Source organism: Microcoleus sp. AT8-A3, assembly GCF_036705675.1.
In the GTDB taxonomy this organism is placed as follows: domain Bacteria; phylum Cyanobacteriota; class Cyanobacteriia; order Cyanobacteriales; family Microcoleaceae; genus Microcoleus.
Window position 1 is genome coordinate 106,536 of sequence record NZ_JAUBVD010000009.1, and the last position, 21,511, is coordinate 128,046.

The following is a 21,511-nucleotide window of genomic DNA, read 5'->3' on the forward strand; positions in this document are numbered from 1 at the left end:
AATTTACAAAAAATACTTAGGTATAGTTCGCCAGAGATTCGATCGATATCAAGCGCAATGTTTACTAAAAATTTCGTCACAGAATAAAAGCCATGAATACACTTCCCGGTTACAAAATCACAGAAGTTGTTCAACTTGGTGTGAAGTCCATCATTTATCGCGCTGTCAGGGAATCTGATCGAGCGTCAGTCATTATTAAAACACTCAATACCGAGTACCCTACAATAGAAGAAATTACCCGTTTGAGACATGAATACAAAATTAGCTCGAATCTCAAACTCGAAGGGATTGTCAAACCCCATAGCTTAGAAAAATATAACAACAGTTTCGCTCTGATCTTAGAAGATTGTGGCGGTCAATCTCTCAAGCACCATCAAGCGGGTAAAAGCATTAAACTTCAGAAATTTTTGCCACTAGCTATTCAAGTGGCTCAAACTCTCGGAGAAGTGCATCAAAATCAGATTATTCATAAAGATATAAAACCCTCAAATATTATCATAACACCAGATTTCAAACAAGTAAAAATTACCGACTTTAGCATGGCGACGCGCCTATCGAGAGAAGTCCACCAAAATAGCAATACTATGGTGCTAGAAGGCACTCTAGGCTATATATCCCCAGAGCAAACTGGTCGGATGAACCGAGACCTCGACTACCGGACTGACTTGTACTCTCTAGGCATCACCTTTTATGAAATGCTAACAGGAGAGTTGCCTTTTAATTCAACCGACCCCTTAGAATTAATTCACAGCCACATTGCGGTGACGCCAGTTCCTCCCCATCAACTAAACAATCAAGTCCCGCAGATAATTTCATCCCTTGTCATGAAACTACTAGCTAAAAATGCCGAAGACAGATATCAAAGTGCCTTTGGAGTAAAAGCAGACCTGGAAAATTGTCTAACTCAGCTACAAACTACTGGCAAAATTGAAAATTTCATTCCAGGGACACTTGACAAATCTGGTCAATTTTTGATTCCCCAAAAACTCTACGGTCGCACACAAGAAGTCGCTGATTTGATGGCATCATTCGAGCGAGTCAGCTTTGGGAATACAGAGATGGTGTTGGTAAGCGGTTACTCAGGCATCGGTAAAACATCAGTTGTCAGTGAAATCCACAAACCAATTGTCAGGCAGCGGGGTTATTTTATTGCTGGGAAATTTGACCAATTTAAGCGGGATATTCCTTATGCTGCAATAACTCAAGCGTTTGAGTCATTGATGCAGCAGTTATTCACAAAAAGCTCAGAAGATTTGGTAATTTGGAAAGAAAAGCTTTTGTCACGGCTGGGTAATAACGGTGCAATTATTATTGATGTTGTTCCTTCAGTCGAAATAATCATTGGTTCGCAGCCTTCTGTTCCCAAATTGGGGCCGACAGAATCTCAAAATCGCTTTAATCGATTGTTCAAAGAATTCATGAATATGTTTGCCCGATCCGAACATCCATTAGTTCTATTTTTGGATGATTTGCAGTGGGCAGATTTAGCTTCCTTAAAATTGATTCAGGAATTAGTTACTGACCTGGATAGCCGATATTTTTTACTGATAGGAGCCTATCGAGATAACGAAGTGAATTCGACTCATCCGTTAGTTCAAACTGTCGAAAATATTCAACAGACTGGTGCTGCAGTGCATCAAATTATCCTCCCATGTTTAGATTTGAGCAGCGTCAATGAGCTAGTATGCGATACTTTGGGTAATCAAACTGAAAACTTAAAGTCTTTGACGGAGTTAATTTTTAATAAAACTGGCGGAAATCCATTTTTTCTGACTCAACTTATTTCAACTATTCACTCTGAACAACTATTAGTTTTTGATTTCACTATTGGTGCATGGCAGTGGGACATCACGGAAATTGAAGTCGCTGGTATTGCAGATTACAGTGTCGTTGAATTAGTTGCTCGGAATCTGCAACAACTGCCGGGGGAGACGCAGCAAGTATTAAAATTAGCTGCTTGTATGGGCAACCATTTTAATTTAGAAAATTTGGCAATTGTTCGGGAAAAATCAGGCTCGGAAACGGCGGCAGATTTATGGGATGCACTTCAAGCTGGTTTAATTCTGCCAATGAGCGATGCTTACAAAATTCCGATGTTTGATGAGGAAATCGTGAAAACACACCGAAGGGGCGGGACGCCCATCCCACAAAACAATCAAAATCATCCCGCAATTATGCAACGCTCAATTGATTACAGGTTTTTGCACGATCGCGTACAGCAAGCCGCCTATTCTCTCATCCCTGACTCCGAGAAAAAACAAACTCACTTAAAAATCGGCTTCATGCTATTGCACGGCCGGCACGGGGGCACCGCCCCTACGGCATCGGAGATAGCAGAAAATATCTTTGATATTGTCAACCAACTCAATATCGGGGTGGAATTCATCACAAATCAGGAACAGCGAATTGAACTAGCTAAATTGAATCTCATAGCAGGTAAGAAAGCTAAGGCTTGTGCCGCCTATCAAGCAGCGCTAAAATATTTTAATGCAGGTCTAGAACTTCTACCCGATGGGGTTTGGCAGAGTCACTACGATTTAATCATGGAAATCCATTCCGAAGCACTGGAAGCTTCCTATATAAATACCGATTTTGAGCGCTCATTTTACCTATCAAATGTTATTATGTCCCGCGCCAAAAAATTGCTAGACAAACTCCCCGTTTATGAGCTAAAAGTTATTTTTCACTTCAATCAAAATCAAGCCCAAGCTTCGATAGATATAGCTCTAGAAGCTTTGAAAATGCTGGGAGTGTACATACCTAAAAATCCACAAAGACTCAATATTTTAATGGAGCTATTTCGCACAAAACTAGCTTTAAGAAATAAGCAGATTGAGGATTTATTACAACTGCCACCAATGACTGACCCTAATAAAATTGCGGCTATACGGATTTTAACGAATATGGTTCCGGCTGCTTTTATAGCATTACCCGATATGTTCCCACTGATCGCTTTTAAAATTGTTACTCTTTCTCTTAAGTACGGGAATACGCCACTATCTAGTGTTGGGTATTCAAACTATGCTTCGCTCCAGTGTGGGGTGTTAGGCGATATGGATTCTGGATACCGATACGGTCAAATGGCTCAGGCACTTTTAGAACGATTCCACACCAACTTGTACAACTCTCAAATTTCACTAATTTTTAATGGTTTTATCCGTCACTGGTCTGAACACGTCACGGAAAGTCTTAGCGGTTTACTTGAGGGTATTCAGAGTGGACTGGAAACGGGAGATGTCAACAATGCTTGTTATTGTGCTAGTTTTTACAGCAATTATATATTTTTGAGTGGGGAACCTCTGGAGTCGGTGGAGACTAAGCAGAGTCACTATATTCAAATGTTGGTGAATTATAAGAATGAATTTATGATTTATCAAGCCAGAGTTGGATCACAAGTTGTCTTAAACTTACAAGGTAAAACAGCCAATCCTTGCCTATTGACTGGCGACAATTTTAATGAAGAAACTATGCTACCAAGATTAAGAGATGGTCAAAATAATCTGGTAATATTTCTAGTACATTTGTCTAAGTTATGGCTAAATTACCTATTTAAAGATTATGCAATATCTGCTGAAAATGCCATTATGGCATCAAATTATTCTGAGGCTGTGATGGGCATGATGTATGTTCCCCTCCACAATTTTTACTATTCCCTAGCACTCTTAGCTTTGTATCCCACAGCTTCAAAATTTGAACAGAAAAAATACTTAAAAAAAGTTGCTTCGCTTCAGAAAAAAATGAAGCATTGGGCTGTGAAATCTCCGAGGAATTATCAGCATAAATATGACTTGGTAGAGGCAGAGAAAGCGCGAGTATTGGGACAATATGAAAAAGCTGCTCTGTATTACGATCGAGCAGTGAAAGGAGCTTCGGAAAATGAATACATCCACGAAGAAGCGCTAGCCAACGAACGCGCGGCAGAATTTTATCTGGCTCGCGGTCGAAACAAAGTGGCTCAGAGTTATCTAATAGATGCTTACTACGGCTATATTCATTGGGGAGCAACCGCCAAGGTCAAACATTTGGAGTCAGAATATCCGATTTCTTTACCCCCTGTATCGGCAGGAAGAGCCAGCGGAGATCGAACTATTACTAGCACTAATTATAGCACGAGCAGCAGTCACAGCAGTTTATTGGATTTGACAACTGTTGTTAAAGCATCTCAAGCACTAGCTAGTGAAATTGTGTTAGACAAGTTGTTAGAAAAATTAATGAAAATGGCGATCGAGAATGCTGGGGCACAAAAAGGTTTTCTGTTGATGCCCAAGGCAGGCAAATTGCTGATTCAAGCAGCGGCATCGGTGGAGTCTTCCGATGTTGCAGTTGAACAATGCCCTAGAGTATCTCCTGCAGATGTTTTGCCAATAACCGTGATTAATTATGTTGAAAAAACGCACTTAGATGTAGTTTTAAGTCAGGCTGCTAGAGAAGGTCTATTTACAGACGATCCCTATATTAAAAGGCAGCAAGTGAAATCTGCGCTTTGTACTCCTATTCTGAATCAAAGCAAACTCGTAGGTCTCCTTTATCTGGAAAATAATTTAGCTACTGAAGCGTTTTCTCCAACTAGGTTGGAAGTTTTGAAAATACTTTCTTCCCAAGCTGCCATCTCTCTAGAAAATGCGGTACTTGTTGCTAATTTGTCGGAGGCTAAGGAACAGTTGGAGGATTATTCCCGGACGCTGGAGGTGAGAGTGGAAGAGCGCACGCAGGAATTAAAGACTAAAGAAGCTAAGCTGCAAGAAGCTCAAAAACTGGCGCACCTAGGCAACTGGGAATTTGATTTGGAGGGGGATAAATTAACTTGGTCGGAGGAAGTATTCCGAATTTTTGGCCTTGACCCTAAACTACCAGAACCGACTATTTTAGAACAGAGGAAGCAAATTCATCCAGATGACCTAAAGTTGTGGTTAGAGGCAGTAGAGCAGATTAGTCTATTAGGAAATCCTTGCGATTATGAGATGAGAATTTTGCGCGCTGATGGAGCTGTCAGATATATTTATCTTAAGGCGCAAGCTATTTTTGATGGCGGTAAGGTGATTAAGTTATTTGGGACGATACAGGACATTACGGATCGCAAGTTAGCGGAGGATGCTTTGCGACTGTCTGAGGGGCAATTGAGAGAAAAAGCGACACAATTAGAAGTTACTTTGTCCCAATTACGCTCGACGCAGACTCAACTAATTCAAACTGAAAAAATGTCTTCTTTGGGACAGTTGGTGGCGGGGGTTGCTCACGAAATTAATAATCCGATTAATTTCATTTATGGCAATGTTCTCCATGCTAGCGATTATAGCTCGGAGCTGCTGGGATTGATTGAGCTGTACCAGGAGTCTTACCCGAATGCTAATCCTGAGATTGTTGCTAGAACAGAAGATATTGACCTGGCTTTTATTCAAGAAGATTTGCCTAAAATTCTAAAATCAATGCAGGTTGGGGTCGATCGCGTTCGCAATATTGTGCTGTCGCTGCGGAATTTCTCACGCCTGGATGAAGCCGAGATGAAACCAGTGGATGTTCACTCCGGGATTGATTCGACTCTGCTAATTTTGCAGCACAGGTTGAAAAAGGATGCACTCGGACATGGGGTTGAGGTAGTTAAAGAATACGGTCAACTGCCGAACGTAAATTGTTATGCTTCTGGGTTAAATCAGGTGTTTATGAATATTTTGAGCAATGCAATTGATGCAGTGGAGTTAGGAGTTGGGCGACCGGAGACAACTGCCCAACTAGAAAATCCTTTATCTCCAATTTTTGAGCGAAGGATTAAGATTCGGACTGAGGTATGCGACCTAAACTTGGTGAGAATTTATATTGCTGATAATGGTCGGGGGATGACGGAGGAAGTACGATCGCGAATATTTGACCCTTTCTTTACTACAAAAGCTGTGGGAAAAGGTACTGGTTTAGGGTTGAGTATAAGTTATCAGATTGTGGTAGAGAAACACGGCGGGAAGCTAATGTGCTTTTCCGCGCCCGGTGAGGGGGCTGAGTTTGTGATTGAAATTCCCGTGAAGCAGTGAACTTTTTGTAAGGATCGTCAATTAAATAATTTCCCTTTTTTCTTGTGGGATGGGCCTAAGAGCCCGTCCTTTCTGGGCGGGCTCTTAGGCCCATCCCACAACAGTCATGAAAAGTGGATTTTATTTAATTCTCATCCCTAAGTTTTTATATATGTTTTTTTAACCGCCGATAAACGCCGATGAACGCAGATACAATTATATCTGCGTTCATCTGTGTTTATCTGCTGATATCTGGGGTTAAAAATTCTCAATTTCAATATTAAACATCGCGTTCTGTCCGCACCCATTTAGTTTGCCGCTTCAGGAGAAAACCTAGATACAAAGGGATTTTCCAAAGGATGTAAAAAGGTACAGATAAGAGAGTTGAGCCAGAAATATCGGCACGCCCGAATTTTGCCCAAGCGCCGACAATTGAAACTAAAATCAGCAATCCTTGTACTGCTAACAAGACGGCGGGAATTGAGGATGTTCCCAAAATTGCTGCTAGTAAAGAGGTGGCAAAAGCAGCTAGCCAGATCGCGACTAAAAGCGATAGGGGAGGGACGGATAAGTCGAGGGCGATCGCCAATAAGTCAAAACGTTTTTGTTCGACTGAAGCTGCTGTCAGCCGGGGAGTTTGAGTTAACAATGTCTGTATGTGACCGTGTTCCCACCTGGTTCTTTGACTTTTAGCTGCTTGCTGCTGCTGTGGCAAACAGCCGGTGACGTTGGCTTCGGGGCAGAATACTGTTGGGTGTCCGGCGATCGCCAAATCCAAACTCATCTGCATATCTTCAACAATATTACTGCTTGCTAGGGACACCGATCGAATTATCGACCAGGGAAAAGCCATGCCAGTACCTGTTAGTAATGATGGGAATCCTAACTGTTTTAATCCGCTGGGACGGACTAAGTTTTTCACAAGAAATGCTAAAGCAGAAATGGAATCTTTGGGAGTAGGATTTGGTGGCTGTTCCATGAGATAAGTTGCTTGCACTGGTCTTTGTTGAGCAACTGCAACCCTGGCTAATTTTTCTATAGAGTCTGGCCCACAGATGCAGTCGGCGTCAACCATGATGACTACTTCTGGGGGGTCGGATTCGATCGACTGCAAGCCAAAATCCAGTGCGTATCCTTTGCCCTTGCGTTGTGTGTCTTGGCGCTCGATCGCACTTGCACCGCAGTTACGGGCGATTTCTGCCGTGGCGTCCGTACAGTTGTCCGCAATCACTAAGAGGCGGTCTTGAGGTGTTAGCTGTGGCAATATGGTGGAGATGGTGGCGGCAATTCCTGCTGCTTCGTTGTAAGCGGGAATTAAAACTGCTACTTTGGGGCGGGGCGCTTTAGTTTCCGCTGTCTCGCCCTCGCCGGACAAGAAAGCTGCACTGCATTCTAGAAATAGAACTGCAACGGGAATTAGAAGGATCAGGGCGATCGCCAATAGCACAACATCAATCAATAGGAACATTAGCTGATTAATTTCCACAATTCTAGTACCTTAATTTAATTTTATTTTTTGCGTTCATTGAGTGTATTTAATCTTATTGCATCTTTGTTAACTCACTGCGCCACGCTATCTAAAGTATGATTATATCATGCCCGCCAACAATCACCCTTCTCACATTTGTTGTGAGAACTTAAGTCCTCCTAAAAATATTAGGACTAGCCTCCTCACTAAAAATTAATTTGATTGCGGTTGTGCGGTTTCCAGTAAGATCATATCATGTCAATTCTGACAATGTTAAGTCACTCAATTTAATTAAACATCAAACAAGCCCAGACTGGAGAAACCCGGTTTCAAAAAGAAACCAGGTTTCTACGTGTTCTATTTTTAATCCACTAAACACTTAGTCGATGTTTAACATCAAATCCGGTTGCAGGGGAATAATAAAATCGAGTCAAGAGTTAACACTTAACCATTCAGTTTTTAGACCCATCCTTCAACAGTCAACAGTCAACAGTCAACAATCATTTCGCTCGTGCAACCGGAATTGATATAACTCATCCCCTGTGGGTGGGAACTCAGGAAGTAATCTCCCAACTCAAAACTATGTTCAAGCTACGCTGCATCGCGGATAGCAACAGGTTCAGATTTTTTGGTGGTGAACTGTGCGGGGGGTGCAAATTCTCTTAGATATCTCGATATCGATCGCAAATATCCCACTTCTGCTTGAATCGAATCCAGGGTAGAAAGACTCTCAACTAAGTCATCAAACTCATCTGCCGTAACTCCAGCATTGTGCAAGACTTCTTGGTTAAGTCGCCCGCAGATTCCTTGCAGGAGGAGTTCGATAATCTCGCTATAGTCAGCGATTTCTGTTCCGTAACCTTGCAATTTCTTGGGATTGATTCCCCACTGCAAAATCTTCAACAAGTCTTCAGGCGCACTCCACGCAAAAGAGGAAGCAATGACTTCTTTTTCCGCTGCGACAAGAGCGTGCTTGATTTGCACTTCGGGGAAATCTGGATCGATGATTAAGCTTTCCAGCTTTGAAACTTGTTTATCTAATACGGGCAAAGAAAAAGGAGCTAATTCTACACTCACCATGTCGCCAGCATCGTTAACACTTCTAAAAGGATCTTCCAAGACATTAATTAGGAGGTGAATGTCTGTAGGCTTTTTCCAGTCAAACTGTCCTAGGAAAAACGGTTCTTCATATCCCGGCAAAAGTCCTTGAAAATAAATCGGCAGATTTTTGCCTGATTCAAGAATTTTATAAAGAGCTACTTCCAAGGTTTCTGTCGGCCAACCGAGATTACTTACTGCGACAAACTTCAGTTTGCCGGGAACGGACACAACCAAAGAATTCAGCAATAAATGTACGGCTTCGACCAGATTTTGAGCAGTTACGTAACGGTGGGGAGCGTGAACGTTGACAGTTTTACCTTGCTCTACTTTTTTGGACATTTGCTCGCAGAACAAGCTATTTTCCAACATATGGGTAAAGCGAACCATCCCGTAAGTGACATCTCCTTCTTGAGCTGCTTTAGCAAATTGCCATTCGGCAAACTTTTTCGAGGCGGCGTAAACTTCGGTTGTAAAATATCGAGATGTTTTGCCTGTAGAAGAGAAGATGCAATGTTCTACGCCGTATTCTTCGCAGAGTTGGATGATGTGTTTACATCCTAACAGGCTGGTTGTAACTGTTTCTCGGATTTTGATTTCAGCTAGTCCGGGTTGGCGTTGGGCTGCTAGGTGAAAAACAATTGCTGGTTTTTCTACCTCAAATATGTGTTTGAGCGCGTCGAGGTTGCGAATGTCGGCGGCATAGAAAGTTACAGCACCTTCTCTGGTAAAAAGCGGGAGATTTTCTTCGGGGTTGTGACATCGGGCGTTGTCTGCGGAAATGATTTTAGTTGCGCCTAATTCGAGGAGTTTTGCGATTAAGAAACGACCGACACATCCTTCTCCACCGGTGATGAGGATGGTTTTTCCTTTGATTTGGCTGCTGCAGGCGGATGCGTATAGGTGAATAGTGCGATCGCGCACGTCGCTAAAAGGTTCGCTTTCTAATTGTCCGTCTGCTTGATAGGCGGAGATTAGCTGTGCGGTGAGAGTTTGTAAGGCCGCGAGGATTTCAGGATCTTGGGGTTCCGGGGAACCGGGGCGAACTAGCTGCTGGATGCGATCGATTATTTCCGCTTTGCTGGCACCTTCAAACACTTCTCTTTGGTTAAATGCACTCTTCACTTTTTTTTCTCCTTTAAATTCTAGAAATACCCTTGCTGATAAGCGCGTTGTTAAACAAATTTTCGAGGAACAGAATCTTTAAAATTCTGGTGGGTTTTAGGATTTTTTCGACGACGAAAAGCTAGTTAATGGGAAAGACACGCGATCGGCTCGGCTTGTAGTTTTATTAAGCCCTTTTGTAACCTGCTTACTTCTGCGAGCTGCAAATATCGGCTAAGTCGGAATGTTTTCTGTCGAAAATTTGTCACTACAACTATATACTTAAATTGCTGATTGCTGCCAATACTCTGAACATATCTTTACTATTTCTTTGCAATAACCTGTGAGTTTTCACGTAATTTTAAAGTTTATGTAAAGTAGGGTCTACATTTAAAAAACTTAACAATACACTAGACATTGATTCTAGCACTTTACTATTTAATTAAAATGTATTTTTTGTTACTAAATGAAAGTGAAGCTTAAGTAAAAATACGCACAAAAATCTTAATCAAATATTTCCGTCTGCTCAAAATCTTGTTACTTGAGGGGTGGGGTAGTCCTGCAGTGCCTACCCCTGTATGTGTGCTGCTACTAGGCGCGAACGGTGCGTTCTTTTTTGCTGCCTTCAAAGCCGCGAGCGTCGGCAACATCGTAGCCTCCTGTCCGCAAGCGGCGGTCTAAATCGCTGGCTTCAGGAGAAGTTTTTGCTGCTTCTTCGATCGTCACTCTGCCTTCTAGCACCAGTTTGTAAAGACCTTGGTTGATAATCTGCATTCCTTCGTAAGTATCATGTTCCATCAACCGGAAAGCTTCATCATCAGCACCTTTCATCAAGTAATCGTGCATAGCAGGTGTATTCACCAAAATATCGTGAACTGCTACCCGACGGTTGTCAACTGTTGGCAGCAAAAGTTGGGCAATTACCGCTACTAAAGAATCGCAAATTTGAAGCCGCATCGCCTGTTGTTCTTCAGGTGGGTAGAGGTTCAACAACCGATTAATAGCGTTAATGGCGCTGCGAGTGTGGAGAGTTCCCAATACTAAGTGACCAGTTTGAGCTGCTTGCAAAGCTGTATTGATGGTAACTCTGTCGCGCATTTCCCCGATCAGAATTACATCGGGATCTTCCCGCAAAACTGCGCGCAAAGCCTGCTGAAACTCGTGGGTATGCAAGCCGACTTCCCGCTGGCTGACCAAGCATTTTTTAGAAGGATGAATGAATTCGATCGGGTCTTCAATTGTAACTACGTGCTTTTGCTCCATCTGATTGAGGTGGTCGATCATCGCAGCTACGGTTGTGGATTTCCCCGAACCGGTAGGCCCTGTAACCAATATTAATCCCTGCGATCGCAAAATGATATTTTTGAGAACTTCTGGCAACCTCAAGGAATCGATAGTAGGTATTTCCAAACTAATCAACCGCAATACTATGGCACCGCCGCTGAGGGAATCAAAACAGTTTAGCCGACACCGCACGAAGCCAGGGTAAAAAATTGCTGAGTCTAATTCCTTGGTAGTTGCAAACTGTTTTCTCTGTTCGGGGGTGAGAATTTCGGCTAGGTAATTTTCAAAAATTTCTGGGGTTACTTTGGGGTGGTTAGTTGCTACTTGCATCACGCCCCGAATCCGAAACCGAGGTAGTTGGCCGACTCGAATGTGAATGTCGGAAGCGCTCGCTGCATGGGCATCTCTGACCATTTGTTCGATCGTACTGACGGGTGTCTCAACAGGCCGCTGCTGCTGGGCTGCGGGGGGCACACTCGGCGCTGGAGGCGGTGCGGGAGTTGCAGCCAAGGGCGGGGGCGGTGGCGGTGTTCGTCGGCGGCCTTGAGCCTCTGGTTGAACGGGTGTAGGATTGTTTAATGGGTTCATTTTTTGGTCTCCAGTCAATCGATTTTAGATTTTAGATTTTAGATTTTAGATTTACTCCACAGATTAATCTGGGAGCAGGAACTAGAGTCTAAAATTTGGGCATCGACCCTGACTGAGTGTACGTGGCAGGGTATCCGTTTTTGGGCGGGTCAATGTAGATTTATTGCGAAAAAATGCCCGATTTATAATCTAATCCCTCGCAGCTAATTCGGTGTTAAATGCTGAGAATATTTTACAATTAGGCTTGATTGGGCGATCGAGTAATTAACAATTTTAACTCCTATGAACATCGGTCACAAAATTGCCGACTGGCTCGAAAATCGTGCTGTTACCCCTGCCTACGCCGGTTGGCTGCTGTCGGGGATGACGGTTTTCTTTTTTGGGTCGGCGACTAATACAATGTCTGGGTGGCTGTACGTGCTCAGCGGTGGGGGTTTGGCGCTGTTGGCAGTAGCGGCGGTTTTGCCGGGAAAATCGCTCCGTGCCTTGGAAGTCCGTCGCCGCCCGATCGAACCGGTGAGTGCGGGCGATCGAATCACCGTCGAACTAGAAATCGAAAATCGCGCCCGCCAACCTAAGACTTTGTTGCAAGTGATAGACATCTTGCCGTTTGTATTGGGAGAACCGGTTGTCCGCCCGATCGAAGTCATAGAGCCGAACAGTATATACAGGGATACATACTATCTGGAAGTCCGGCAGCGCGGCGTCTATCGTTGGCAAGAGGTAAACTTGAGGACGGCGGCACCTTTAGGGTTGTTTTGGTGCAGACGCAGTCGCGCAGTCAAAGCGGTGGCGGTTGTGTATCCAAAGGTTTTGCCGTTGAGCACTTGTCCTTTGATCGATCGCATCGGTCAAGAAGACAGCCCGCAATTTTACAATCGCAGTCGATCGCAAACTGCTACCGAAGGTCTCACCCGCAACCTGAGACCTTACCGCCACGGAGACCCCACCCGCCTGATTCACTGGCGCACCAGCGCCCGCTACGGAGAACTGCGGGTGAGAGAGTTAGAAGTTGCAGCCGGCGGTCAAGAAATTATTATTGCTCTCGACAGCGCTGCGGCGTGGCAGCCAGAAGAATTTGAACGAGCCGTGACAGTAGCTGCGTCTCTTTACTTCTATGCTAGCAAGCGCCTGTTAAACGTCAAACTTTGGACTGCCGGGACTGGACTTGTTTCGGGGAACCGGGTAGTTTTGGAAACTTTAGCGGCGGTTAATGCTGGGGAAGATGCGATCGATAATCGGTCGAAACTGCCGATAATTTGGCTGACTCAAAACTCTGCAACTTTAAGCACTCTTTCCCCTGGCAGTCGCTGGGTACTATGGCCGTCGGCAACTGCTGAAACAGGCGAAAAAATGTTAGTCAAACATGACTTACCTGGTTTAGAAATTCGCTCTGACCGACCCTTAGAACTTCAGTTACAAGATCCTCTCGAAAGAGCGATTAGTTATTAAGTAAGATAGACCACGAAAAAACCTATGAAAGAGCGATTAGTTATGAAGATTGACTTGATCAATCTAAAACCTCAAGAACCATGATACACTACAGGAGTGTAATTCATCAACTTAAGGATCTTACAGGGTCTGGCAATTGCTTGGCAAGTTAAGAGCAGCTTAGATTACTGTGACTCCGGTCGCAAACATCATATCTCATTCACCAAATAGGAGAAAAAATGACTTTCTGGGAGAAATTAAAGCAGAACGTATCACAAATCAATGTTTCTCTGCAAACCAATATTTCCAAGTTTAAAAATAATGATTTTGCTGATGCCTCAATGGCAATATGTGCATTGATTGCTGCTGCTGATGGCACTATCAATACCGAGGAAAGACAAAAAACGGCGGCTCTAATAATTTCCAATGAAACACTCCAAATTTTTCCGGCGTCGGAGTTGAAGCAAAAATTTGATTTTTATTGTGAGAAGCTCTCACAGGACTTCGATTTTGGTAAAATTGAGGCTATCCAAGCCATAGGGAAACTTAATAAAAAACTAGACCAAGGTCGTGCAGTCATCCAAATTGGCATTATTATCGGTGGTGCGGATGGTAATTTTGACAAAGATGAAAAGAAGGTTGTCAAAGAAGCTTGCCATGCTGTAGGCATTAATCCAGGGGAATTCGATCTCTAAATTCAGCTATTTTATGGTTCTAGCCAATCAATTATTCAAGGCTTTATATCTGCGAATAGCATTGTTCATTGAGTTTATTTGCTCTGAATGAAATGAGGGAGGCATTAAACTATGAACAGTATGAAGGAGTCCATTGTGCATGACATCGGTCGGAAGTGCAGAATGATCGAGTCCTAGTGTATGTCCTATTTCATGGGCAATGGTATTTGCAATTAAGTTAGATAGTTGATTGAGACTAAGGCTGGCATTGTAAGAAGCATAGAATACTTGATCGATCCGAATAATCGCCCGATCTGTAACCATTCCCGATTTGAAGCTAGCCACGCCGAGATAGTCAACCGGCTGGCTATCCACGAATATATAAACATGGGTAAAATCTTCCCCCCACTCTTTGCGATCGGGGGGATCGGAGGTCAAAAATACCTTGATGCTTCTAAATGCGCCGTAGAGTTTGGAGAAAGCGTCCATCAGTAGGGAAAAGATCGCTTCTTTATTTTCGGGTGCGACATCCATTCCTGATACATCTACCCAAATACAACGGCGAAAATCGCTATCATTATCAATTAGAACTCTTCCACAGGAAGGGCAAAACTCCCACTGAGGGTGGATACGGGAACGACAGCCGTGACAGCGGAGTTTGGGGGTTCTAGTCAGGTTTAGCCGTTGAGAGAGGGGGAGTTTTAGCTTGCGATTGTGTTTGGTTAAGTCTAGGCGATCGTACAGCGACATTGACTGAGTGTAAGAATTTTTTCTCGTAACATAACGTATTTTTCATCTCATGTAAATTACGCTGATTACTTCAGGTATTTCAACAAAACAAAGGGTATTCATCGTTGTTGTCCACTTCTGATTCCAGCAAGTAAGGAGCATCTATGTACCGAAGGAGTTGTTAAGCATAGGTTTTCACAAGTTCCTGTAACCCATTAACCTTAACACCGTTACCGATGGCTGCCATTTTCCACTCATTATTATGCTTGTAGATTTCTGCCATCAGCATCCCCGTCATGCCTTTGTATTCAGAACCTGAGAGGTTGTATTTTGCAAGTTCTTGATTATTAGACGTATTAACCAAACGCACAAACGCATTTTGAACTTGTCCGAAGTCTTGCTTGCGTGCAATGCAATCGTAAATGTTAACTGTAAAAACCAGTTTGACAATTTGCGAGGGAATTCGAGATAAATCGACGAGAATTTGCTCGTCATCTCCCTCTCCCGCTCCAGTCAAATTATCACCTAGATGCGTAATAGCTCCTGAACGGTGGGAGAGATTGCCAAAATAAACGATATTGGTCATATCATTCACTTTGTCATTTCCATCTAAACAAATCACTGAGGCATCCAGGTCATAATCGGGAGCACTGCTAAAAGCCCCAAACAAACCTCCACCGGAGCGTTTCGCCACATCCCACCCTAATCCGCACATCAGTTTTGTTAGCCCGGGTGCTTCTTTGGAAAGCGAGATGCGCTGTCCTTTTTGTAGGTTAATTCCCATGTGTTTTACCTTTTAGCTATAGCGATCGAGTAATGCTTGTAAACCACCTTGATAACCTGAGCCCACTGCATTGAGACGCCACTCGCCGTCTTTCCGGTAGAGTTCAGCCATGATCAGTGCTGTCTCTATGGAATAATCTTCTACCAGGTCATAGCGAACAGCTTCCTGTTGTGTTTGGGCATTAACGAGCCGCACGAAGGCATTTTGCACCTGACCAAAATTTTGACGGCGTTGCTGTGCTTCATGGATGGTTACAGTTACAAGAATTTTTTGGACATCATTAGGCACTTTTTTGAGGTTGATTTTGATAACTTCATCATCCCCCTCGCCGGCCCCCGTGAGATTATCTCCCAGGTGCTGCACTGATTTGTCGGCATCTGGACTTGTGAGATTGTTGTAAAAAATGAAGTGGTTGTCAGAAATTAATTTTTCGTTAGCACCTAAGAGGAACAATGATGAGTCTAGGTCAAAGTCAGAGCCCGTGTCTGTAGCTTTAACGTCCCATCCCAGTCCTATGAATACTTCTGAGAGACCGGGTGAAATTTTCTCAAGCGATATCCGTTGTCCTTTGCTCAGAGATACTGCCATGATTCAATCTTCCTCTTTATTAGAAGTGGTTATGGAGGGAGGCGCGGACTTGAAAACTTTTTTAAGTTTTTGCTGGAAATAGTTGTAGAATTTTTAATCTTAAATAATAAGAATATTAGCTAACTGTGCAGATGTCAATAGGGATGACAACTCTTAATTATTTTTTGGGTCTGAGTACAAAGTAATCATGCCCTGCCTCCCACAGTTGTGTATTCTCAACTTGGGTTATTGTGCTTGTGTATTTTGAACTCTCGGAACTTGACTCTGTTTTGTGATGCAAGTGACCATTACCAGGCCGTTTCCACAAGGCCCTCCGCTTGGAAGTCTCCTGTGATGCAATACCATCGACTTGTGGCGTCGATGGTGTTGCGACGGAGGCCCAACTCTTGAGCAACTTCGATTTTTTTCATGCCATTTAACTCGATCGCTCGGATGACCTGATGAAGGATGTATAAATGTACAGTTTGGGCCCAAAAGTCGGCGCGATCGCTCTGCAAAACTGGCCACTAATTGTAGTCTATTTTCTAACCGACGAAAGCGGTTGCTATAGTTTAATTTAAATGCCGATCGGCTCGAATCGAACTCTTTGCCTGACAATAAAATCTCAATCCCTATCACTCCGTAGTGTCGGGGAGAATTTCGACTACATACTCCGGTACATATTCGGGTCGATTTTCGGGCCGATTCGGGGGCAAATTCTTGGGCAAATTCTCCGGTGGATGCTCGATCCTGACTCGCCGGATCGGAAGATTTGCAATTAGTGCTGTGGCCCGCTGGTCGCTCTCCAGCGAGAACTCAGACCCAGTGGTATCGATTTCCACGTAGCGAGACACCACCTCTAGAATTTCTCGGCGCATCGACTCAACCATTTCTGGGCTGAGTTCTGAGCGATCGTGGGCTAGAACCAGTTTGAGGCGCCGTTTTACCTCGTCGCGGCTGTTGTCAGGGGTGCGCGGGAAAAGTCGTTCGAGAAGTGTGTGTATCATGGGTCAGGCTGATTTGTCAAGGGTTAGGCATAGAAAACGTTATACGATTTTCGATTTTCGATTGGGGAATCACTCATTCCCTAATGGTTTAAAGTTGACCTACAGTTTCATTCTTTTTGGGAACTGGTGTCACTGGGGGAAAATTTGGGCTAGTTTTTTTGATGAAGTCGCTGCTGTTAAAGATCGATCGCCCATATTGCAGCACATCACATAATTTTAGTATTTAAGAACTTGCGGAGGCGAGTAAAGAAGTTTTCTCGATGGGGATTGAGATCTAGAAAATCAACTTTTTCGCCTTCTAAGCGGCGGGCAATATTGTCGAAGGCAGTTCCAGCTAAAGAGGCCGTTTCCGACAATACTAATGGTTCGCCTCGGTTGGTGGAAACGATGACGCGCTCGTCGTCGGGAACCACGCCTAACAGCGGAATGGCGAGGATTTCCCGCACGTCTTGCACCGACATCATATCATTTGCCAGCACCATTGCGGGTCTGATCCGGTTGACGATCAGGTTGATTTTCTTGACGTTGTTGGCTTCCAGCAGGCCGATGACTCGATCGGCATCGCGGACAGCAGCGATTTCGGGAGTGGTGACAATTATCCCTTCTTGAGCCGGCGCGATCGCATTTTGAAAACCTTGTTCAATGCCAGCAGGAGAGTCGATCAAAATATAGTCGTATTTTGCTCCCAACATCCCCACAAGCTGCTTCATTTGCTGGGCGCTGATGGCATCTTTCATCCGAGTTTGGGCAGCCGGCAACAGCACCAAGCGCGGCTGCCGCTTATCTTTCACCAAAGCTTGCTCTAATCGGCACTCTCCAGCGAGAACTTCTAATGCCGTGTAAACAATCCGATTTTCTAAGCCTAGCAGCAAGTCTAAATTTCTGAGACCGAAATCGGCATCAATTACAGCAACGTTGCGCCCCCGCTTAGCTAAAGCCATGCCGAGATTGGCTGTGGAGGTGGTTTTTCCTACCCCGCCTTTCCCTGATGTAACAACAATAATGCGAGCCATAAGCGATTTTAGATTTATTGGGAATTGATGATTGGGAATTAGTAACTGGTAATTGGGAATTGGTAATTGGGAATTGGTAATTGATTTTATTATTGGTTGATAATTAGCAATTATTATTTGGGAAGTTGGCAGTAATTTGTTATTCAGTGAATTAACTTAACACTCAAAACTGTCCTTGTAATACTAATTCTATATGAAACTGCACTTAATTTTAAAATCGTCCTTTAGTGGCTGATTTAGCCAAGGGAAAAATTATCAAGTGCAGGCTTAAAAAGAAATAGTATTACAAATTACCCATTACCAATTCCCAATTACCAATTACCGATTACTCATTACCCCCGACTAACTGCGATTTGTCAAAATCAGAGGCTCTACCGATCCGAATCCCTTGGGGCGTCACATAGGCGACTTCCGGGAAAAACTGAGCGGGTGAGGTTTCTGGGCCTCTGGCAACATACTTAGCAATCCTAATCACCATCGGTTCCATCTGCAAGGTCATAATCACGCTTTTGGTGTTGCCACCGGCACCGGCGTGCACGACTCCCCGCAAACGGCCCCAAACTAGGATATCGCCTCCGGCGATGACTGAGCCGCCGGGATTTACGTCTCCCAAAAGTACGACGGTGCCCGGATGGCGAATTTCTACGCCCGATCGCACTGTCATCTGCAAATATAAAGGTTCCGCCAGCGATTGCGGTTTTTCAGCGGCGGCTTTATTCAGGGAAGAAACCGGAGGCTGCTGTTCTACACAATAGCCTGCTGTAGCTGCGGCAACGGCGGTTTGGCGGCGACTGGTGTGGACTCGTTTGAGTTGCAGTTCCACTTCGGAGAGGGCATCGGCGATTTCTTGCAGTTGGCGGATATCTAAAAGTCGATCGTTCCCCATCAATTGTACTTCTGCGTTTGGCTGCCAAAAGCGTTCTCCTGCGTTCAGTCTGACTTTTAGCTGCTGCCAAAGTTCAGTCCAAGTCGAGGCGGAGGCTGTTGCGGGTTCGCTATTGGTTTCTGGGGGGAGTAGCAACAGTAGCTGTCCATCTTCGGTTTTGAGTCTGACTTGCAGCTCCAAGCTGACTTCGGGTGTTGATTGAGGGGCGGCAGCGGCTCCGGCGGTGGCATCGGGTGTCATGGACAGGTCTGAGTTCAGGTAGGGACAGGTTAACATCAATATTAGCTCGATCGGTCTTTTGGCTCAGCTTCGTTTGTGAACAAGATTTTTTTTATTAACCGCAGAGGGCGCAGAGGACACAGAGAAAGAGAATAGAGAGGAGAAGAGAGAAATAGTTTTGACAAGCTATAGCAATCCTCGCATCATTTGTGAATTTCTTACTCCGTCCCCGCGAGTTCGGGGAGAGTTGGGGAGGGGTAAAAAATTCACGACTCCTGCAAGGATTGCTATATGATAATTCAATAATAACGGGCTTACTAATTATTGATTTTTAATTACGTTATGCAATAAATTGAACGTTATCGCGGCAGTCTTCTCGGTTTGGCAGTTGGCGATGCTTTGGGAACAAGTTTAGAGTTCTGTCGCCCCGGAACTTTTACACCTATTAACGATATGATTGGCGGTGGCCCGTTTCGACTGCAACCGGGTGAGTGGACGGATGATACTTCGATGGCGCTTTGTTTGGCCCAAAGTTTGATTGAGAAGCAAGGTTTCGATCCAGTCCATCAGTTAGAAACTTATTTGCGGTGGTGGCGAGACGGACATTTGAGCAGTACGGGCGAGTGTTTTGATATTGGCAATACGGTTCAGCAAGCTCTTTGGAAGTTTGAAGATACAAGAAAACCTTACTGCGGTTTTACCGATGCTCAGACTGCTGGCAACGGTTCGATTATGCGTTTGGCTCCCGTGCCTTTGTTTTATGCTACAAATCCTTTGGAAGTCATAGAAAAATCTGGAGAAAGTTCGAGAACTACTCACGCTGCTGCTACTTGTGTGGATGCTTGCCGTTATTTGGGTGCTTTAATTGCGGGGGCGGTGAATGGAGTTGCTAAAGATGTGTTGCTGTCGGAAAGATATTGTCCTATTTCGGGATATTGGGCCGCAAATCCGCTGGTAGCAGAGATTGATGAGATTGCGACGGGTTCTTTTAAATTGCGACAACCTCCTGAAATTAAAGGTACTGGTTATGTTGTCAAGTCTTTGGAGGCGGCACTTTGGGCGTTTTACAACAGTTCTTCTTTTGCCGAAGGCTGTTTGTTGGCTGTGAATTTGGGCGACGATGCGGATACAACTGGTGCGGTTTACGGACAGTTGGCGGGGGCTTTTTACGGGGAGGGGGGAATACCGGAAAAATGGCTCTCGCAATTAGCCGATCGCACTTTAATTGTATCTTTTGGCGATCGGCTTTTCTCTTTATCTAGTTAAAATCGATGTTTTAAATCAAGGGTGACAATTCCCAGGCATAACATAAATAATTGTAGATACTGTCAGGACTTGTTTCATGACAATATTGTATTACGTATGGAAGAAATTCTGTTATTTTTATAGATAATTTGTTCAGCTCTTGAGCCTCACGCGCATTCCTCCCGTCACTCACCGGAGTACCGTTAGACTGCGGGACTCCTGCTGTTTTAATTGAAAAAGCGTGCATTTCTCGGACGCAGATAATACCCTTTCTTCACTATTTCATCGGGACACAGCATTGTTGTGTCCCTACTGTATGCCAGCGCGATCTCATTTGAAAAATACCCTGTTAATAAGTCAACTTTTCTTCGCCCGTAATTTGCACTTTCCCACCTTCTCAAGACTCTTCGCTAGCTCTTAGCTGAGTAGGTTGGCTACCTTGTTTGATGTTGATGCTAATTTTTTTAGATCCTTTGTTTTCCAAGTCTCGGATGTAGTCGTTCGAGTTGTCGGAAGCTTCCTGTCTGCTGTCATAGGGCCCGAAGTAATAGGTACGCTTTGGCGAATCTGTATCAACTTCTACCCACCATTCGTCGCGTCGAGTGCTGCTAGTAGGTTGACCTAGTAGCCAAAAAGCCGTGAAAAACATACCCAACATAGAGATTTCAAACATATTTACCTCTGGGAAGACTTAAGTAGTTTTTACTCTTCTCAATTTATCAACGCAATGGGAGCGATCGCCTCATCCTCAGTGCTGATTTGACGCAGGTAATTTTTGAGAGTAAGTGCTGCATCAAATCAGCATTTTGGTGGAGGAGAGTTTTAGGCTGGGTGGCTGTAAGTCACTGCTAGACATACAAAGTCCGCAAGGTAAGGACTAGAAGAAGAGTGTGTTTATATTATTGTTGAGGTTTGAGTTAAGTCAAAACTCAACTTTTTTAAATCTCTACAGTTGCTGATAATTCTTCTTCGCAAATGGTAAGATGCGAAGGCTGACAGCGTTTGATGCGGATACTAACCCTTTTAGCTCCCTCGCTTTCGAGGTCTTCGACGTAGCCGGGAATATTGCTGGAGGCTTCTTTGTCGGTGTCGAAGGGGCCAAAATAGTAGGTACAGTGGGGCAAATCGGTGACAATTTCTACCCACCATTTCTCAGACCCGCGGTGGTTCGGCCCGGCCAACACGGACAAGACTGCAACGTAGATACAAAATAAATAAAATCCGAGCATCTTTATTCTTGAGGGTGGTTTAATTTATTATTTAAATCTATCAAAATAATTTGCCAGATCGAATCAACCTCAGTGCTGATTTTGCGTCGATCGACTTTAGATGCGAGATTTTATATCTTAGATTTTTCCTCCCATCTAAAATCTAAAGCAAAACCCGCCGGTGCGGGTTGTTTGCTAACTAAA

16 protein-coding genes are annotated in these 21,511 nt (G+C 44.1%); 4 read left to right on the forward strand and 12 right to left on the reverse strand.

All coding sequences use genetic code 11. From position 1 onward, the window contains the following. The first annotated feature begins 92 nt into the window (after window positions 1–92). Window positions 93–6,023, forward strand: coding sequence for an AAA family ATPase (locus QUB51_RS07800; RefSeq protein WP_333056089.1), 5,931 nt, complete (start codon window positions 93–95; stop codon window positions 6,021–6,023). Window positions 6,024–6,282: 259 nt separating this feature from the next. Here the strand turns inward: QUB51_RS07800 and QUB51_RS07805 are convergent, their stop codons facing one another. The 3 genes from QUB51_RS07805 to QUB51_RS07815 all read right to left on the reverse strand — a co-directional run bounded on the left by QUB51_RS07805 (window position 6,283) and on the right by QUB51_RS07815 (window position 11,544). Continuing rightward, on the reverse strand, window positions 6,283–7,470 hold the full coding sequence (locus QUB51_RS07805) for a glycosyltransferase family 2 protein (RefSeq protein ID WP_333056088.1): 1,188 nt from the start codon (window positions 7,468–7,470) through the stop codon (window positions 6,283–6,285). A gap of 591 nt (window positions 7,471–8,061) precedes the next feature. Continuing rightward, entirely contained in the window at window positions 8,062–9,693 is a 1,632-nt protein-coding gene (locus tag QUB51_RS07810; protein ID WP_333260514.1) for a polysaccharide biosynthesis protein, read from the reverse strand. A gap of 570 nt (window positions 9,694–10,263) precedes the next feature. Then, complete coding sequence (locus tag QUB51_RS07815; RefSeq protein WP_333056086.1) at window positions 10,264–11,544, reverse strand: PilT/PilU family type 4a pilus ATPase; 1,281 nt, start codon at window positions 11,542–11,544, stop codon at window positions 10,264–10,266. Between the two features lie 282 nt (window positions 11,545–11,826). Here QUB51_RS07815 and QUB51_RS07820 point away from each other — a divergent pair, with 282 nt between their 5' ends. Then, window positions 11,827–12,996: a DUF58 domain-containing protein gene (locus tag QUB51_RS07820; RefSeq protein ID WP_333056084.1), complete on the forward strand. Its 1,170-nt coding sequence runs from the start codon at window positions 11,827–11,829 to the stop codon at window positions 12,994–12,996. Between the two features lie 218 nt (window positions 12,997–13,214). Next, on the forward strand, window positions 13,215–13,670 hold the full coding sequence (locus QUB51_RS07825) for a TerB family tellurite resistance protein (protein ID WP_333260517.1): 456 nt from the start codon (window positions 13,215–13,217) through the stop codon (window positions 13,668–13,670). 27 nt (window positions 13,671–13,697) lie between these two features. Here QUB51_RS07825 and QUB51_RS07830 read toward each other — a convergent pair whose 3' ends face one another. From QUB51_RS07830 to minC, 7 genes are all read right to left on the reverse strand, one after another. Further along, window positions 13,698–14,399 (reverse strand): zinc-dependent metalloprotease family protein, encoded by a 702-nt coding sequence (locus tag QUB51_RS07830; protein WP_333209491.1) that lies wholly within the window; start codon window positions 14,397–14,399, stop codon window positions 13,698–13,700. 160 nt (window positions 14,400–14,559) lie between these two features. Continuing rightward, window positions 14,560–15,162, reverse strand: a complete 603-nt coding sequence (locus tag QUB51_RS07835) for a TerD family protein (RefSeq protein WP_333056081.1) — start codon at window positions 15,160–15,162, stop codon at window positions 14,560–14,562. A 12-nt stretch (window positions 15,163–15,174) separates the two neighbouring features. Further along, window positions 15,175–15,750 carry a TerD family protein gene (locus tag QUB51_RS07840; RefSeq protein WP_333232078.1) on the reverse strand — a complete coding sequence of 192 codons (576 nt, stop codon included), beginning with the start codon at window positions 15,748–15,750 and terminating at the stop codon, window positions 15,175–15,177. 287 nt (window positions 15,751–16,037) lie between these two features. Next, on the reverse strand, window positions 16,038–16,247 hold the full coding sequence (locus tag QUB51_RS07845; protein WP_333232076.1) for a hypothetical protein: 210 nt from the start codon (window positions 16,245–16,247) through the stop codon (window positions 16,038–16,040). 117 nt (window positions 16,248–16,364) lie between these two features. After that, window positions 16,365–16,736: a cell division topological specificity factor MinE gene (gene minE, locus QUB51_RS07850; protein WP_333056077.1), complete on the reverse strand. Its 372-nt coding sequence runs from the start codon at window positions 16,734–16,736 to the stop codon at window positions 16,365–16,367. Window positions 16,737–16,942: 206 nt separating this feature from the next. Then, complete coding sequence (gene minD, locus QUB51_RS07855; protein ID WP_333056075.1) at window positions 16,943–17,749, reverse strand: septum site-determining protein MinD; 807 nt, start codon at window positions 17,747–17,749, stop codon at window positions 16,943–16,945. Window positions 17,750–18,074: 325 nt separating this feature from the next. Beyond that, complete coding sequence (minC, locus tag QUB51_RS07860) at window positions 18,075–18,875, reverse strand: septum site-determining protein MinC (RefSeq protein ID WP_333056111.1); 801 nt, start codon at window positions 18,873–18,875, stop codon at window positions 18,075–18,077. A gap of 330 nt (window positions 18,876–19,205) precedes the next feature. Between minC and QUB51_RS07865 the strand changes: the two genes are divergently transcribed. Then, window positions 19,206–20,120: an ADP-ribosylglycohydrolase family protein gene (locus QUB51_RS07865; protein WP_333232132.1), complete on the forward strand. Its 915-nt coding sequence runs from the start codon at window positions 19,206–19,208 to the stop codon at window positions 20,118–20,120. A gap of 376 nt (window positions 20,121–20,496) precedes the next feature. On the opposite strand, the gene QUB51_RS07870 is transcribed toward QUB51_RS07865, so the two are convergent. Next, entirely contained in the window at window positions 20,497–20,772 is a 276-nt protein-coding gene (locus QUB51_RS07870; RefSeq protein WP_333260521.1) for a DUF1816 domain-containing protein, read from the reverse strand. 265 nt (window positions 20,773–21,037) lie between these two features. Further along, window positions 21,038–21,328 carry a DUF1816 domain-containing protein gene (locus QUB51_RS07875; protein WP_333056072.1) on the reverse strand — a complete coding sequence of 97 codons (291 nt, stop codon included), beginning with the start codon at window positions 21,326–21,328 and terminating at the stop codon, window positions 21,038–21,040. Window positions 21,329–21,511: the final 183 nt, after the last annotated feature.